We start from the raw sequence: 15,732 nt of genomic DNA, 5'->3' as shown, positions 1-15,732 counted from the left end.
TTCGGAACGGACTGCATTGAAGAACTGGAGGTTAAAGCCAAATAGGCTAGTTTGCAGCGTACGCTGATCGCCCTGACCAATAGCCCAGGGCGACCTGAGCTTCCCTCGGTTTTTCGCCTTCCATCGGGAGACACCTATGCAGCGTTCAACTGCTGATTTCTAATGGCCCAGTCTCCTAGATACTGCGTCGGCGAACGGTAGCTAAGACTTGAATGTTGCCGCCGCCGATTATAGAAGACCTCGATGTATTCAAAGCTGGCTGCCTTCATCTGCTCATGCGTTTTGTAACGAATGCCGTGAACTCGCTCGTTCTTGAAGCTGTTGAACCAGCTTTCCGTTGGCGCATTGTCCCAGCAGTTGCCTTTCCTGCTCATCGAGCAAATCATGCCGTACTCGCTCAGCTTGCTTTGGAAAGCCTTGCTCGCGTACTGACTGCCGCGATCAGAGTGGCACAGCAGGCCTGGCGCTGGGCGGCGGCGGAACCAAGCCATGGTCAGGGCATCTGTCGCAATATCGGCTTTCATTTGCGGCTTGAGCGACCAGCCCACCACTTCCCGGTTGAGCAGATCCAGCACAATGGCCAAGTACAGCCAGCCCTCGTCCGTCCAAAGGTAAGTGATGTCCGAGGTCCAGACCGGGTTTGGCTCGGTCGGTGTGAACTCCCGCGCCAACAGATTCGGCGCGACGGGCAGTCCGTGCCGCGAATCCGTCGTCACTTTGTAGCGCCGTTTATGGCGTGCCCGGATCCCATTTTCACGCATCAGCCGCTCAGCGCGTTCTTTGCCCGCACTGAAGCCACGCAGGCGCAATTCACGCATCATCCTCAGACTGCCATAGGCAGCCTTCAATTCCTCGTGGATAGCCTTCATCAACGCGATCATCTGTTCGTCCGTCAGACGCTTGCGTTCTGGAGTTCCGCCACGCTTCCAGGCGCGGAAGCCGCTGATGCTGACTTCAAGCACGCTGCACATCTCGTTCAATGCGTACGCCGAGCGATTGGCGTCGATCCAGGCGTACTTCACAGAATTTCTTGCGCGAAGTACGCCGCTGCCTTTTTTAAAATTTCGTTCTCGCGCTTGGCCTTTGCTAGTTCAGCCCGCAACCGCGAAAGCTCCATTTCAGTCGGAGTGATGACCTTGGCACCTGCACCGGCCAACTTGCCAGCCTGCGAAGCCTTAACCCAGTTGCGTAAGGTCTGGTCGTTAATGCCAAGTTCATCGGATACCACCGGAATCGACTGGCCCGCTGCGACTCGATCAACGGCCTGCGTCTTGAACTCCACGGTAAATGCCTGGCGGGGTAATTTCTTCATTTCTGCCTCTTCCTGTATGACGTCTATTTTACGTCACCCAAGGAAGACGAAATTTCGTGGGAACCTCACCAATAGAGACATCCCACGGTAATCGCTGACTGCGACGCGCCTAGCCACGAGCTTGGCGCAAGGGTCACCTGAGCCAAGACCGATCGAAAGAATTTCGGGTGTGCGTATTCTATTTGCGTTTTCAAAATTGCTTCAACTACTTTATTTCCAAATGTTTCCTTTCCCTATAATGCATTTCACTTGATCGCAGGATCAGGGACCCGTGCTTCGAGGGAGGTCTACTTTTCCGACGCATTTCTTTAAATTGGTGTGCGCCACGGCTCGCCGTAAGTGTCACAATGCAAATATCCCTCGGCTCGAAATTTACCGGGAGCATAGTCATAGTCGTAGACACCATAATGAACGTAAAAAGTCATTCCTCCATCAGGATGAAAAACTTTCGGCTCAAGAACGAATTTTGGCTCGTTGGAATATTCGAATGGTTTGGCAGACAGAAGCCGATAGTTATTTTCAGGCGCTATAAGTGGATCGTGAAAAATTTCCGAAGTGCTGAAATTGGAGCGATCAATGGGCGGTTCATACGTAAATTTATCCGAGATTAAGAACGTAGCAACAGGCAGCTCCTTTTCCTCGTCATCCTCAGCAGTTAACCATACCCTAACGATTCCTTGACTCACTGTGAAGCCGCAACGATAACTATCCCCACCGTTAATTTTTCGATTAAGCGCAGTAGAGAATATTCCACCTTCCTCATAAAAGCTATGCTTATATCCTTCGATCGCATAAACCCACCCACCGGCGTACTTTCCCTCTTTAAGTTTGGCCCAGTTCTTTGTTGCTGGTCCAGCAAAGAACTGAAAGCCCGAATCTGCGCCAGGCCCCACGCACAAATCGAATGCCGAGGTATAAGAGTGTGAGAACGCGAACGAATGCGCCGGTATGGATAACCCTTGGGGGACAAGTTCAACGTATTTTCCCAACTTGGGCTCCATATAGAGCCTCGGATAAGCGCGCAACGGGTCGTCGTTCTTATTTTCCCATGAATAATGCTCAATAATTTTGCCATTCTCATCCAAGCGTGAAATTGAACCATCATCATTAATTCGGACAGAACACTTGACACCACTTCGCTCTCGGCCGGGATATCGAAAAATACTGCCGGCCATAGAATGATTCAAAGCGTCAGCTGCGCGTGCAAAGTCAGATTGGATTCTGTTATGCATCTTTCCGGATTGATAAAAAGGCGCGTAGTAATCTGGATCGGGGATTTTTACAAAGAACCCGAGTGGGAAGAAATCGAAACCGTTTGCGAGAAGTCTATACATTCCCCGCTTCACGTTTTGTGGAACAAGAAACTGCACATTACTGCTGCTGGAAGAAATCAAGTTCGCCGTAATTTGCTCGCCGATCGAACTTTGAAAAACAATACGAGGTGACGGAGGGAGATCAGTTCCTTTAACTGTAATCATCTCACCCGGAAGTCCATCCCAGGGAGTAACTGATGTAATGAAAGGTGATTTACTATACCAGTTCTCACCTAATCTCACGTATGCAATTGCATCCTCCCAGTCCATGTCTTCATCAATTAGTAGTTTTCTGATCACCGCCATCGATGCCTGGAACGCATCGACATTCCCTCCTTTCTGCACAGTAAATGGGTCATCTGATGGCAGTTTCACTTCCGCCGGCATGACTTCCCTCAGTTTACTCGCACCTGAAATCAAGGCGGTCGATGTTAATTTCGACAAATAGTTTTTCTGCGCGCCAAAATCGATTTCCGAAGGATTCCGATCAAGAGCTAACGCGAGTGCGGCATCGGTAATGGGAGAAACACGAGCTGTCGAAAATCCTGTAATGGCAGAATGGAAAATAAAGCCAAACTGCTCGCCGGTTCCGTGAGCTGCGACGACGCACGGAAAAGCCTCCCCGACAATTTGCAAAGTAAAGCGGCCGACGCTATCGGCATGCGTAGTAGTTTTGGCGCCATCAATACAGACGAGATCGATGCGAGCTCCAGCCATTCTTTGGTCCATTGTTGCGAAGCCTACAACGGTAAAATCGGGCTTGACCGGTATCGCCGCTGTCGCGACCAGATCCTTTAATGCAGAACTTACAGCTTGCTTCGATTCCTCCTCATTGGTGCTTTCTCCAACAGTACGAATCAGTTGCCTTGCAATCAAATTCGAAGCTAAACCGGAGTATGCGGCTTGCTCGTCAGCTGTATCTAAAGATGCCGTCCAGAACCCCGATACGGCAACCTTCTTGTCAACCACCGTCACATCTGTTGAACGCGCACCACCCATGATGGAGATTGCCATATTCGCTCGTGTGACGACACCACGCTGAAGAACGTCAAGCCAAAAGGCTTTACCTGTTGCGTCTGGTTCGCGATTGAATATGTTCTGGTAGACAGCGGTTATGAAACCGTTGTTGTCAGTTCCATATAAATCTTTAGACTCCTGACTTTCACCGAAGCTATCAACTAGCGCTTTAATAGTAGCATTCCTACCATATGCGGATGATAACTCTTTGAAGTCTACTGGAGCATTGGCCAGGCGAAACTGCTCTGTATAAAAGCTCATGCCGCCAGGATCAGGTGGCCGTCCGAAATAAGCCAGATATAACCGGATTACCAAATCACGATAATGTGCCGATGAATCGATCGTTGTCGCTACTGCACCAGAGGCCTTTCTTCGCTCAGTAAGCGCCCCTTCTTTCCCACCTCCGCAAGAGGCGAGCATTAATACAAGGACCAGTTGAATAGTGGCTTGGCGCAGCAAGGACATGGTTTTCCTCCAGCGTAGAAAGATATTAGTATAACAATCCTTTTCATCACGGCCACCAATGTCTGAGGGTTGTATTAGCTACTCCACGAACGATTCGACGGTGACGTGTTTGCCGACCAGGCGGGCGTCAGCCACAGCGCGCAGCGGCGACATGTCGAGGTCCGATTGGCGTGCGGCCACCAGGCGTGCGAAGTGCTAATACATGCGCGGGTACTCGCGCCCCGGCTCGTCGGCCTTGCCCCCCTCGGGGGCAAGTGCTGCCGGTCGAATCGCAGCGCGCGATCGACACCTTGCATCACATCACACCGCCTGCAACTCGCACCGAGTGGATTAACCTCGGCATGGCCGCAAAACGAGCAGGTGTGCCGTTCGATGAGTTCCATAGCTGGAGCCGTTCGGGAGATGGCTACGAGAGCGAACGTCAATGCCAGGCTGACTGGAATGCGATCACGGAGTATGATCGCCGATCATGGCATCGCCGCGAGATCATACCATTAAGAATGCCATGAAAAAACATCGCTTACCCGTGCCAATCGTTGCCAGACAATGCTAGGCGAGATAACAAAAAAAGCCCGTGAAATCAAGGGCTTATGTGTGTTTTACCGCCTGTTACTGCCAGCAGATGCCAGACATCAAATCATTCCCACTCTATTATTTACGGCAGACCGAAGTCCTTGATTCAGCGAGCGATTCTCAGAGGTCGTCGAAGAAATACCAGCAGCGATACCATCAATAAAACACATCAGTACGACGACCGATTCTCTACCATTTTACATCGACGCGCTGCGGCTATCCCTAAGTCATTCGCAACTCACTGATGCGCCAAGAGTAGCCAAACCCTGCAGTGTAAATGGCGACAAACGAAACTTTGGTGGACGGCGAGAGACCCATTTTCATAGTGCGCGCCTGACTTTCGTTTCTTTCGTTGTCTACCCAAATTCACCCCGGTTTTTCATACTTTTTTCATACCCGCCTGACCGCCAAACTTTCGCTTCCATGGCAAGGCCCCTACTTTAACCTTCCCCTCATTTTATATGCATTGCGAGCATTCAAGTAGGGTGCGACCAAAATGCGGCCCTGTAGATGGAGCCTTTCGAGCCTGCCAAACGGCGGACATGGCGTTATCCAATCTCAACGTGCCCATTACGGCAGAGATAAGCAGAGTGAGCAGCTCATTCGCATCCAGTCCTTGCAATTGACGGGTTGAGAATCCTGCCACGTACCCCGAACACCGAAAAGGGCCACGGTCTCGCGGTCAGCGGTAGCTTGCCGCCGTCCGACCTCCTGGTGCTGATGCTGGAATCGCCTGTGGTTAATAGCGATAGCGCTGGACGGGCACTCGCTGGCATAACGGGACAGTAGCAGGAGCGCGGCTTCGCTCAATCACTACCTTGCTACTCTGAGACCAGCAAATGCTCTGACATCTCCGACGCCGCGATTCCGCGCTCATGCGCGCTTTAGCTTTGACCGTGCACGCTCGGCTAACTCACGAATCACGCAGCCCTCCACGTGATCGTTAACCAACCCCATTGCCTGCATAAACGCTACACAGTGGTGGGCCCGACAAACTTCCAGCCAAGTTTCTTCAATTCTTTGGACAGCGCTGTGGCTTCCACTGAAGTCGACACCGTTTGCGGCCGCGCTACTTCGCCTGGTCGCGGCTCAAACTTCCAGATGAATCGTGCCAGCGAGCCCTCTCTGGCAATCAACTCTTGGGCGCGCTTGGCGTTGTTGACAACCGCTTCGATCTTACCGCGATGGCGGACGATGCCCTCATCCTGCAGCAATCGCTCGACATCCTTTTCAGTAAATCGTGCGACCCGTTTAATATCGAAGTTATGGAAAGCGCGCCGGAAGTTTTCCCTTTTAGCCAGAATGGTTCGCCAGCTTAATCCTGATTGAAAGCCTTCAAGGCAGATCTTTTCAAAAAGGCGAGCATCGTCCGTGACCGGATAGCCCCATTCGGAATCGTGATAGTGTAGAAATTCCGGCGCCGCCGCACACCATCGACACCGTGCTCCACCATCGGGTCCTTCCACCAGTGCCGTCATGCTGGGGCCTCGGCCTTCAGGAAGGCAAGACGCGCATCTGTCAGCGAAGGCGCAATTTCCAATATCTCGGCCGCGACAATTCCTTCTATAACAAATGGATCCTGCGCTACGCACTCACGTAGGGAAGGCAAGGAAATGTTGTGGGCAATAATGGCGCCGCCGGAATTCGGCTGCAGACTGCCCACTAGCAGAAACACGCCGTCTTCCACGCCTCGTCGTATCCAAGCCTTGTGTGCGTCCATGTGCTGGGCCGCCAGGCCTCTATTGTGTGAAAAGCGCAGTGTTACGATGAACATGTGCAAACTCCCTTTATCCACTCACGCATTGTTTTGACCTCCTTGCGGATGAATTCTTCGTCTTGAAACGCATGTGCTAGCGTGGCAATACCCTGGCTGCGGGACAGCAGATGCATCGCCAAATCATCTGCATCGCCGGACCGCCCCGCCAACTCGAACTGTCTACGCAGCCAGATGCGAAAGAGAGAAAAGATCTCGTCGGCTCCGCGCCGCGATGGATGATTCAGCGTCGCCAATTCCGTACTGAGCGTCCCAACCGGACAACCGTAGCCCATGATCTTCGCGCAATTCACCACGAGAATTTCGGCAAAGCAGCACAGTCTGCCCTCTGGATTGCCGCTCACCTGGCCCCACCGCTCAAGCATTGCCTCGGTCGCGCTAAACCGCGCGGAGATCACCGCATCGAGAATCTCGTCTTTTGACTTAAAGTGATAGTAAAAATTGCCGCGCGTGATGCCTACTGCCTCGGCAATATGCGTGAACGAAGTCTGCTCAAAGCCCTGTTGATAGAACAGATCATTGGCCGCTTCAACAATACGTTCACGTGTCCCACTTTCACTCATCGCACAATCTTCGAATATTGAGTCCAACCATTAGGACGATCATCCTAATGCCATATTAGGATGCCCCCTACCGCATTGTCAAGCGGACAATATCTAAGGGTAACGAACCCCTTGTGCAGGCGGGTTTCCATTTTCCGAGAGGGAACTGCGTTCGCCATGGGAGGGCAGATCGACCGGGGGGCAAATTGAAAAAGGGCCTTTCAAGCTGGCCGGGAAGCGAAGTACTGTCATGGCTCGCGAAGATTGTCGGTCAGAGAAGTCTGTTGGAATGGGCGACTCTGGCAAGCGCCCTGAGCCCTGCATTCCCCCCCCCCCCGGCGATGCCGTCGTCATCGGCCGCTTAAGGCGCTGGGCACGCGCACTGAGCCGCACCATCCACAAACCGATGGCTTGGCGGGTGCAGTCGACATACCTCGCGTCACCCCGTGCCGGCCGTCAGAACTGCCAGCGCAGCGCCGCCAGCAAGCTGCGCTCAGCCTGCTTCCTCGGTTCGCCAATCAAGTCACGAGCAGAGCGATCACTGTGCACGAACAAATATTCGAACATCAGAGTCCAGCCGTCGGCCAGCGGCAGCCGATAGGCCAGCGCCATTGCATGGCCGTGCTCATTGTTCGGATCATCGGGCAGGATATCGTGCTCACTGGTACTGAAGCGATCATAGCGCAGCGCCAGCGTGCCACGGCCGATGCGGCGGCTGGCCAGGGCATACCAGGCGCGAAAATCGAGTGCGACGCCATTGGCTCCCATCAGCGTATTGCCCCGCATGGCCTGCGCCAGCAATTCCCAGCCCGGCGCGGGACGCCAGGCCACACTAGCATGATCAAAACGCGTCCGCCATCCGTACTGGCCGCCCTGCACCGCCAGCGGATTGGCACGGTTATCGTAATGGAGCGCCGCCAAATCCAGTCCGCGGCCAGCCCGCAAGTTGCCGCCCACATAGTAGCCGGGCCTTCCGTCGATTTCGCGGAACGGATGGATGGTGCGCGACTGGCGCGGAATGGCGCCGTCAGCCCGGTACACCGGCAGATCGGCCAGTTGCAGCGCCTCGTTCCGTCCAGCGATGCGGTCGCTGATTGACCAGCCACGCCAGGCCAACATGGTGCCAGCTGGATCGTTGCCGGTGAAGACAGCCGCGACCACGCCGACGTCATACGGCGCATCGACATGGCGCCCCATCCGGCGCGCGCTCCACTCAACGCCATTGGTGCGCAGTTCCTCGCCGATCCAGCTGTTGATGGCCGCGCTGGAAATGGTGCGCGTCGGCGTCCAGCCCGGGCCTTCGTAGTCGATCTCGACGCTCGTAGGCGGGAAAAAATACCCCGCTCTCACGCGCCCCTTCCACGCGCCGGACGGCACCGGACTCCAGGCGATCCAGGCTTCACGCACATCGACCACATTGTGGTGCCGGTCATCGCCGCTCAACTCCACGCCGGCACTGACGGTATCGAGCACATCGAACTCCGCGCGCAGCACCGCCTGGCCGATGCTCACAGCCGGCGCCGTGGTGTCATAGCGCGTCTTGCCCATGCCGCCATCCAGGAAGCTGCGGCCGGAATTGGAATGCGCGGCGCGCAAATCGAGTAGGCCGTGCAATTCGGCCGCATAGCACTGGGTGGCAAGCAAAGCCAGGGATAGTGGAAGGAATCGGTATGTCATGTCGGCATTTTACTCGTCTTGGTTGCCCCCATATGGCACCCCGCAGCCGGCTGGTAGCTGCTGTTTCAGGCAATGCGTAGTGATACCCTGATGGGGGCGAACGGGGTAGCGTTGGACTTCCGCTCCTGGTATATGCTGGCCCGCCGACGTTTGAGCATCGGAACCCTGACATTGCGCTATGATCGGTTCAGCATCGTAGAACGTGAGCTCCTGCCGCAGGATCCAAGTAACGAGAAGCCACATGCGATTTGACTGACCAATAGCCTCCCACTGTAGGATACCCTTACCTAGATGGTGGAATCCCTGTTAGTCGACGGCGAACGTACCGCACCCCATTAATTGGAGAAAACAGGATTCAATTCGAACGTGGCGTGATGTCGTCTGTGCGATGGCAGTTCTGAGGATTGCCCCGGCCAAGAGCTTTCAAGGCAGCGCCTCTTCACTCCGAAGAGTTCATCGGGTGCCCAACGTCCTGCTGCAAGACGCCATCTTTTCCATTGCGTTTGATCTGGTACATCAGTTGGTCTGAGAAATGCAGGACCTCCTCAAACGATTCCGGCGCTGTATAGTAAGTTGCCACACCAACGCTCGCAGTGACTGCAACACCTTCTTTGATGTACAGGAGACGGAGGCATCTGCTTACCTCCTCCCCAAGTCTGCGCCCACCAACTCTGCCCGTGGCAGGAAGGATCACCGCAAACTCATCTCCACCTATCCTGACAGCTAAGTCGCTTCGGCGAAGGAACTCACGCAAGGCATCCGCCGTTGCGCGCAAGACCCGGTCACCGCCCTTATGGCCATGACTGTCGTTCACCGACTTGAAATTATCCAGATCGATGTACATCAGACTCAGGCACTCGCCGCTACGCCGCATGCGCGCCAATTCAGCGTCACCCCGCAATACGCAGGCACGCCGGTTCTGCAAACCAGTTAGCGGATCGGTCAGACTGAGTTCCGCCAATGCCCGGCCCATCGCTTGCAAACGCCCCCAGGCGACCACCACCAGCAACGACATCAACAGTCGCGCCGCCGCCGTGAGGACGTCCGGAACCGCAAAGCCGGAGTCGGCGAACCAAGCGACCGCGATATTACAAGCGACACACAGAATGCTCATCAGGATGCCGGCAATCTGTCCGAACCCGTTCGTTACCAGCAAAATCGGCATCAAATAGAATACGAACAAATGGACGTCCGGTCCACTCACGAACTCGAGCCAGGCAATGCCCGCAATTAACAGTATGATGAAGGCAGCCCGCAGCACCTGCTGCCAGCGACCAGAGTCCTGCCCATCGGGCGCCCAGTGCATTGCGCCGAGTTCGGCTTCCGTCTTGAATAAAAGCGACTTCAAGGGTTTAGCTCCCGACACAGAGAGGATTGAAGACCGGCTCATGAATTCCGGCCAGCCATCTGAAAACAAGAACTGATTATATGGTCATTTTTTTGCATTTGCACAAATCCTTTAGCGCGACGCCCGCAGGGAGCCCTGTTCCCTGGGGCGCTTAGCGGCGTACAATGTTGCCGCCACCAAAATTTAAATGACGCCATGCCTGCCATCGATTCCACAGAACCATCCGTCCGTGTATTGCGGCAGTTCCGCATTCTATTCAATGCGGTACGCACCCACTTCCGGGAGGTTGAACGGACCGCCGGCATCGGGGGAGCGCAGTTGTGGGCACTTAGCGTCATCAGCCAGCGCCCAGGGATTGGCGTCAGCGAACTGGCGCGAGCTCTCGATATCCATCAAACCACAGCCAGTAACCTGGTCAAGGCCCTGGTCGAGCAAACGCTAATCGCGGCCAAACCAAGCGAAACTGATCGGCGCGCCGTGGCTCTCAACGCCACGGTTCAAGGAAAGAGAATTCTCAAGTCGGCCCCCACTCCGTTTAGTGGGGTTCTACCGGCAGCGCTTCAGAAAATGACGCCCAAGCAGTTGGCCCGCCTGGAAAAGGACCTTGGAGCATTGATCACCGAGGTTGCGCCAAAGGCGAACGCAGCTCGCACGCCACTTGCAGACCTATGACCCTTCATTTTCCGGCACCTCGGCGGGGCGCTTGCGATTTTTCTGGATGATGGCCCACATGATCAATGCGTACTCGAGCAGGCGCAGGATATAGATGTGCGGACCGTCTAGATTGGCTGATGGCCAGACAAAGGCCAACCGATGCGCCGACTCCAACACGAAGGCCAGCGCGAAGTATAGGAACAATCGATCGCTAGTGTGATGCCAAAACCGCAGGAAGAATAGAGCAATCGTGAGTGCCGCCATGCAGATGGCGCCGCTGAGCCACACGTTAAGCATCACTCGTCCTCCCACACCAGCCCATACAGCAGTGGCAATAGGGCGATTAATCCAACAACAAGCCTAACGGTCGACAGATCGGTGTCGGGCATGACAATGCGATCGATGATCAGTAAGAGATTTCCAGCGAACATGCCTGCAAAGCACAGGCCACACCAGAATAGCAGACGGTGTCGAGTATTCCGATAGCTACGCAGTACCAATACAGCACATGCCAGCGCGGTAATCGCACACAGGAAATAGATCAAACTAGCCATCGCTACTTATCCTTTCTCCAAACAAACGCGTCTGCCAGCATCTTCGCTTTACCTCCGGCACGCGAATGGATTAGCGTGCTGATCGCGATCAGGTTCGTAATATATGCTTGCGCCACGCGATCCATCAACTCACCCAGCTCACCGGATACCGGGGCATAAGAATAGGCATTGGTCTTTCCTTGGATCAACTGGACGACTCCATCATCTCGCAATTGCTGCAGCAGAAGATCGGCCTGTCCTTCACTCAGATAAAGCCTGCGCGCTACTTGCTCAGCCTCCCAGCTGACATCCCGCTTTTCACGCAACAACAGTATCGCTTCCATATATGGAACCGAGGGGACACGGGTAAGCACGTAGCGCCGAATGTCGTCAGGGATTGGTGTATTTTCCATATTTTGCTATGACAGCCCGACTGCCTTGGATTCGTCAGAGCTCTTGCTTGCGAGGATTTTATATTGCACCAAATGTGTATATGGTGCAAGAATACGGCCTGTAACGTGCGCCCCAGTGCTGTACACAACAAGAACAGGAGGCAATTATGCTCGAACTCAGTAGCAATCTGCAGCTGCTTACATGGCCATTTGCATTGGCCATGGCATGGGTACTTGGTGAAGTCTTCAGCCGCTTCACACACCTGCCGCGCATCAGCATTTACGCGATACTTGGATTCGCATTTGGCAATAGCGTATCTGCCTTCCTGGCCAATCAAAATGCCGAGGTGCTGTTGATCGGGGCCAACCTCGCATTTGGCCTGATGCTTTTTGAGCTTGGTTACCGCATCAATATTGCGTGGTTGCGCGACAATCCGTGGATTGCCTTGACGGGCGCTTTGGAAAGCCTGCTCACCTTTGCTGTCGTCGTATCCCTTGCCAAGTTCGCTGGACAGTCATCCCTCTCCGCCTGGCTTTTGGGTGCCTTAGCCATGTCGACTTCGCCCGCCAGCGTGTTACGCGTGATCAACGAGGAGCGCGCCGCCGGCCAAGTCACGGAACGTGTGTTGCATCTCACGGCAATCAATTGCGTCATGGCCGTGTGCATGTTCAAGATCATCCTTGGTGTCGGCGTCTACCAGAGCTCAGGCGACTGGATGAGCGCCGGCTGGCACAGCATATTTGTTCTACTGGTCTCCGCAGGGATTGGTGTGACTGCCGGGGTTATCGTTCCGGCCTGGCTACGACGCATGGGCCGCTTGAGTGCCGATGGAACGATCGCCTTCGCCTTCGGCGTCCTGCTTCTAGTTTCGCTCACCCACGTATTAAAGCTCTCTCCGATCGTTGCAGCATTGACCTTTGGCCTGGTTGCGCGCCATCGACGAGTCAGTTTGAGCCGCACGCAGCGCAATTTCGGGGTGCTGGGCGACCTGTTAAGCGTACTCCTATTCTTCTATGTGGCCAGCACCATCGCGTGGGAGCATGCCTGGGCCGGTGCGCTACTGGGCGTGACGCTGGTGCTCGCGCGCATGGCCATCAAGATCGCGGTCAGCAGCGCCACTGCCCGCGCCAGCGGCATCACGCTGCGTAAGGGTTACCTGACCGGCATAGCGCTGGCGCCGATGTCCGTCTTCGCCTTACTCTTGCTCGAACAATCACGCTATATGGAATTGCAGCTGGTGGACCGGCTCGACGCCCTGGCAGCCATGGCCCTACTACTGGAGGTGGCCGGTCCCGCGCTGACCTATCTTGCACTGCGCCTCGCGCGCGAAACCCAAAGCGAGCGAAAGGACTAATATGCCGCTGCAGCCATTCTCCCAATCGGCCGCCTTGAGCATGGGCGTCGAGCTTGAACTGCAACTGGTCAGTGCCAGTGATTACGATCTGTCGCCCGCCTCGCCGGATATGCTCGATCTACTGGGACGCCGCCCGTTTCCCGGCAATGTCACGCCCGAGATCACCGAAAGCATGATCGAGATCAACTCCTCGGTCCAGACCGCACACGGTCCCTTGCTGCAGCAGCTGCAGGAAATACGGGATCTGCTGGTGGTGGCCGGCAAGCGCCTGAATGTTGGCGTATGCGGCGGCGGCACCCACCCATTCCAGCGCTGGAATGAGCGGCGCATCTACGCTAAGCCGCGCTTCAAGGAAGTCTCCGCGCTCTACGGCTATCTCGCGAAACAGTTCACCGTATTTGGCCAGCACGTGCATATCGGCTGCGCTTCCGGCGACGACGCGCTGTTCCTGCTGCACTCCTTGAACCGCTTTGTGCCGCACTTCATCGCCCTTTCCGCATCGTCGCCGTTTATCCAGGGCAGCGATACCCTGTTCAACTCTGCGCGCTTGAATTCGGTCTTTGCCTTTCCCCTTAGTGGACGCGCACCGTTCCTGCTCGACTGGTCCAGCTTCGAGAGCGATTACTTCGCCCACATGGAGCATACCGGCGTCGTGAAGAGCATGAAGGACTTTTACTGGGACATTCGACCAAAACCGGAGTACGGCACGATCGAACTGCGCGTCTGCGATACCCCGCTCACGGTTGAACGTGCTGCAGCGCTGGCGGGCTACCTGCAAGCGCTGTGCGCCTGGCTGCTTGATCGCAACGAACCACCGCCACAGGAGAGGGACTATCTGGTCTACAACTACAACCGATTCCAGGCGTGCCGCTTTGGCCTCGATGGCACGCTGGTCCATCCACAGCGGCATGAAAGCATCGTACTGCGTGAAGATATCCTGACGACGTTGCGGAAGCTGGAGCCGTATGCGCGCACGCTTGGCAGCAGCGCCGCGCTGGACCACATATATCAGGTGACTCATACCGGTGGCGACGCCCACTACCTGCGCACCCAGTTTGACGAGCGAGGCAGCGTCGAGGGCATGGTGGCCGCTGCGATCGAGCGCTTCCAGCAATCGCCAGCGGCGGACTTAAGAGCAAATCCCGATTGAAAAGGACCGCAACTTTGACCGAAAACCAAGCTACGCCCCGCTCCCATCGCTTCAGCCTGCTGCACGACAAAGCGGATGACGACGTTATCGACAGCGCGCTGCGCGCCGGCGTCGAGTTGCGGGGTGCCACGCCATGGATCCTGATCTTCGCCATCGTTATTGCCTCGATCGGACTCAACATCAATTCGCCGGCAGTCATTATCGGGGCCATGCTCATTTCGCCGCTCATGGGACCGATCGTAGGGATCGGCTACGGCATTGGCATTTATGACTTTGCCCTGATCCGGCGCTCACTGGCCAACCTGGCGATCGCAGCAGGAATCAGCCTGGCGACTGCCACGCTGTACTTCCTTCTCACCCCGCTCGACGAAGCTCAATCGGAACTTTTGGCCCGCACGACCCCAACTTTGTGGGATGTGCTGATTGCGCTCGCTGGCGGTTTGGCAGGGATGATTGGCATGACGCGTAAAGAGAAATCCAATGTCATTCCCGGCGTCGCGATCGCCACGGCACTCATGCCCCCGCTTTGCACGGCGGGCTATGGACTGGCCAACCGCGACTGGTCCGTCTTTGGCGGCGCCTTCTATCTCTTTTCCATCAACTGCGTATTCATCGCCGCTGCAGCTGTCATCGTAATTGAGTACCTTCGGCTACCGCACCGGAAATTCGTGGATCAGCAGGTGGAACGACGCGTGAAGCGCACCTTGCTGCTGGTCGTTACCGTGACGGCCCTGCCCAGTATCTACCTTGCGATTCAATTGGTCGAACAGGAGGTGTTCCGCAGCCGTGCCCGTCAATTCGTGCGTGAGCAGTTCAGCGACCAAAGCGCCCACGTCGTCGACGTGCGCCTGTCGCCACAACAGCGCAGCATCGAGCTGACATTGATCGGGCGGCGCCTGGCGGCTGGCGTGATAGCCGGCATTCAAGGCAAACTCGCTCCAGCCGGTTTGCCCGATACGAAACTCAAAGTCCACCAGGCCGAAGACAGCCGGGTCGATGTAGGCGTACTCAAAGCGGATATTGTGGGCGAGATCTTCCGTGACACGCAACAGGGACTGCGTGAGCGCGAGGCAACAATCGACCAACTGAAGCACGAGCTATCGCAACACGATCAATGGCGCCGCAATGCTGGGGATATTGCCCGCGAGTTCGCGGCGCAGTTTCCGCAATGTGATGAGGTGATGGTTGGCATGGCGCTTACGTCGGCGGGAACCGAGGTGCCAACCTTAACCGCCGCCTGCACACGCCCGTTCGCCAGCGCGGAGGCCCGCCGCGCAACGGCCTGGCTCCAGGCGCGCACCAAGAATGAGCTGGCCCGGCTGACCCTGGAGGGCGGCCAAAAGCGCCGGTAGGCGAACACCGGCGCCTTATCGTTGCGTCTCGAGGCGATCGATGTATCGCTCCATTTCGCCAATTTCGCGTTGCTGGGTAGCGATGATGTCATCCGCTAGCTTACGCACTTGCGGATCACTGATCTGAGCCCTCTTGCTAGTGGGGACGGCAATTGAACCACTGGAAAACCCACCCGGAATCAGCAGCGCCGTTACTACGGCACGCTCGTTGACCATGTATGGGCGTCGCTCCGGTTTAAGCATTGTTTCGAACTGGCCTCCGGATAGTCGGCCTT

14 protein-coding genes and 1 pseudogene are annotated in these 15,732 nt (G+C 55.8%); 5 read left to right on the top strand and 10 right to left on the bottom strand.

Annotation, left to right across the window (positions count from 1 at the left end):
• Positions 1-134 precede the first annotated feature (134 nt).
• Positions 135-1,312, bottom strand: a protein-coding gene (locus tag AAHE99_RS08350) for an IS3 family transposase (protein ID WP_446728906.1) whose coding sequence is annotated in 2 segments (ribosomal slippage) — positions 135-1,060 and positions 1,060-1,312 — 1,179 coding nt in all. Because the reading frame shifts where the segments join, the coding sequence is not laid out codon by codon here.
• A gap of 308 nt (positions 1,313-1,620) precedes the next feature.
• Entirely contained in the window at positions 1,621-4,107 is a 2,487-nt protein-coding gene (locus AAHE99_RS08345) for a DUF4214 domain-containing protein (protein ID WP_342116390.1), read from the bottom strand.
• 170 nt (positions 4,108-4,277) lie between these two features.
• Here AAHE99_RS08345 and AAHE99_RS26775 point away from each other — a divergent pair, with 170 nt between their 5' ends.
• Complete coding sequence (locus AAHE99_RS26775; RefSeq protein ID WP_446728905.1) at positions 4,278-4,616, top strand: PriCT-2 domain-containing protein; 339 nt, start codon at positions 4,278-4,280, stop codon at positions 4,614-4,616.
• A 937-nt stretch (positions 4,617-5,553) separates the two neighbouring features.
• Here AAHE99_RS26775 and AAHE99_RS08340 read toward each other — a convergent pair.
• From AAHE99_RS08340 to AAHE99_RS08320, 5 genes and pseudogenes are all read right to left on the bottom strand, one after another.
• Positions 5,554-6,158 (bottom strand): annotated as a pseudogene (locus AAHE99_RS08340) (DNA-3-methyladenine glycosylase I).
• Entirely contained in the window at positions 6,155-6,454 is a 300-nt protein-coding gene (locus tag AAHE99_RS08335) for a YciI family protein (RefSeq protein ID WP_342116387.1), read from the bottom strand. The pseudogene AAHE99_RS08340 and the gene AAHE99_RS08335 overlap by 4 nt, the downstream one beginning before the upstream one ends.
• Positions 6,442-7,017, bottom strand: coding sequence for a TetR/AcrR family transcriptional regulator (locus AAHE99_RS08330; protein ID WP_342116384.1), 576 nt, complete (start codon positions 7,015-7,017; stop codon positions 6,442-6,444). The genes AAHE99_RS08335 and AAHE99_RS08330 overlap by 13 nt, the downstream gene beginning before the upstream one ends.
• Positions 7,018-7,452: 435 nt before the next feature.
• Positions 7,453-8,673, bottom strand: coding sequence for a hypothetical protein (locus tag AAHE99_RS08325; RefSeq protein ID WP_342116381.1), 1,221 nt, complete (start codon positions 8,671-8,673; stop codon positions 7,453-7,455).
• 439 nt (positions 8,674-9,112) lie between these two features.
• Positions 9,113-10,021 (bottom strand): GGDEF domain-containing protein, encoded by a 909-nt coding sequence (locus AAHE99_RS08320; RefSeq protein WP_342116379.1) that lies wholly within the window; start codon positions 10,019-10,021, stop codon positions 9,113-9,115.
• A 195-nt stretch (positions 10,022-10,216) separates the two neighbouring features.
• Here AAHE99_RS08320 and AAHE99_RS08315 point away from each other — a divergent pair, with 195 nt between their 5' ends.
• Entirely contained in the window at positions 10,217-10,693 is a 477-nt protein-coding gene (locus AAHE99_RS08315; protein WP_342116376.1) for a MarR family winged helix-turn-helix transcriptional regulator, read from the top strand.
• On the opposite strand, the gene AAHE99_RS08310 is transcribed toward AAHE99_RS08315, so the two are convergent.
• Genes AAHE99_RS08310 through AAHE99_RS08300 form a run of 3 tightly spaced genes read right to left on the bottom strand, consistent with a single transcriptional unit; the run spans position 10,688 to position 11,621 of the window.
• Complete coding sequence (locus tag AAHE99_RS08310; RefSeq protein ID WP_342116374.1) at positions 10,688-10,972, bottom strand: DUF5985 family protein; 285 nt, start codon at positions 10,970-10,972, stop codon at positions 10,688-10,690. The genes AAHE99_RS08315 and AAHE99_RS08310 overlap by 6 nt on opposite strands.
• Positions 10,972-11,229 (bottom strand): DUF5985 family protein, encoded by a 258-nt coding sequence (locus tag AAHE99_RS08305; protein ID WP_342116371.1) that lies wholly within the window; start codon positions 11,227-11,229, stop codon positions 10,972-10,974. The genes AAHE99_RS08310 and AAHE99_RS08305 overlap by 1 nt, the downstream gene beginning before the upstream one ends.
• Positions 11,230-11,231: 2 nt before the next feature.
• Complete coding sequence (locus tag AAHE99_RS08300) at positions 11,232-11,621, bottom strand: hypothetical protein (RefSeq protein ID WP_342116369.1); 390 nt, start codon at positions 11,619-11,621, stop codon at positions 11,232-11,234.
• A gap of 146 nt (positions 11,622-11,767) precedes the next feature.
• Between AAHE99_RS08300 and AAHE99_RS08295 the strand changes: the two genes are divergently transcribed.
• Genes AAHE99_RS08295 through AAHE99_RS08285 form a run of 3 tightly spaced genes read left to right on the top strand, consistent with a single transcriptional unit; the run spans position 11,768 to position 15,457 of the window.
• Positions 11,768-12,955, top strand: a complete 1,188-nt coding sequence (locus tag AAHE99_RS08295) for a cation:proton antiporter (RefSeq protein WP_342116367.1) — start codon at positions 11,768-11,770, stop codon at positions 12,953-12,955.
• Between the two features lies 1 nt (position 12,956).
• Entirely contained in the window at positions 12,957-14,105 is a 1,149-nt protein-coding gene (locus AAHE99_RS08290; protein WP_342116365.1) for a YbdK family carboxylate-amine ligase, read from the top strand.
• Between the two features lie 14 nt (positions 14,106-14,119).
• Positions 14,120-15,457, top strand: a complete 1,338-nt coding sequence (locus AAHE99_RS08285; protein WP_342116363.1) for a DUF389 domain-containing protein — start codon at positions 14,120-14,122, stop codon at positions 15,455-15,457.
• Positions 15,458-15,732 lie beyond the last annotated feature (275 nt).

Source organism: Pseudoduganella sp. OTU4001 (genome assembly GCF_038440195.1).
Classification (GTDB): domain Bacteria; phylum Pseudomonadota; class Gammaproteobacteria; order Burkholderiales; family Burkholderiaceae_D; genus Rugamonas.
Note: the sequence above shows the minus strand (reverse complement) of the source record. Positions and strands in the feature narration are given on the sequence as shown.

Bases quoted from the DNA above. Each gene is read 5' to 3' on its own strand.
- AAHE99_RS08345 (WP_342116390.1), bottom strand. From the start codon at position 4,107: ATGTCCTTGCTGCGCCAAGCCACTATTCAACTGGTCCTTGTATTAATG.
- AAHE99_RS08335 (WP_342116387.1), bottom strand. From the start codon at position 6,454: ATGTTCATCGTAACACTGCGCTTTTCACACAATAGAGGCCTGGCGGCC.
- AAHE99_RS08330 (WP_342116384.1), bottom strand. From the start codon at position 7,017: ATGAGTGAAAGTGGGACACGTGAACGTATTGTTGAAGCGGCCAATGAT.
- AAHE99_RS08325 (WP_342116381.1), bottom strand. From the start codon at position 8,673: ATGACATACCGATTCCTTCCACTATCCCTGGCTTTGCTTGCCACCCAG.
- AAHE99_RS08315 (WP_342116376.1), top strand. From the start codon at position 10,217: ATGCCTGCCATCGATTCCACAGAACCATCCGTCCGTGTATTGCGGCAG.
- AAHE99_RS08310 (WP_342116374.1), bottom strand. From the start codon at position 10,972: ATGCTTAACGTGTGGCTCAGCGGCGCCATCTGCATGGCGGCACTCACG.
- AAHE99_RS08305 (WP_342116371.1), bottom strand. From the start codon at position 11,229: ATGGCTAGTTTGATCTATTTCCTGTGTGCGATTACCGCGCTGGCATGT.
- AAHE99_RS08300 (WP_342116369.1), bottom strand. From the start codon at position 11,621: ATGGAAAATACACCAATCCCTGACGACATTCGGCGCTACGTGCTTACC.
- AAHE99_RS08295 (WP_342116367.1), top strand. From the start codon at position 11,768: ATGCTCGAACTCAGTAGCAATCTGCAGCTGCTTACATGGCCATTTGCA.
- AAHE99_RS08290 (WP_342116365.1), top strand. From the start codon at position 12,957: ATGCCGCTGCAGCCATTCTCCCAATCGGCCGCCTTGAGCATGGGCGTC.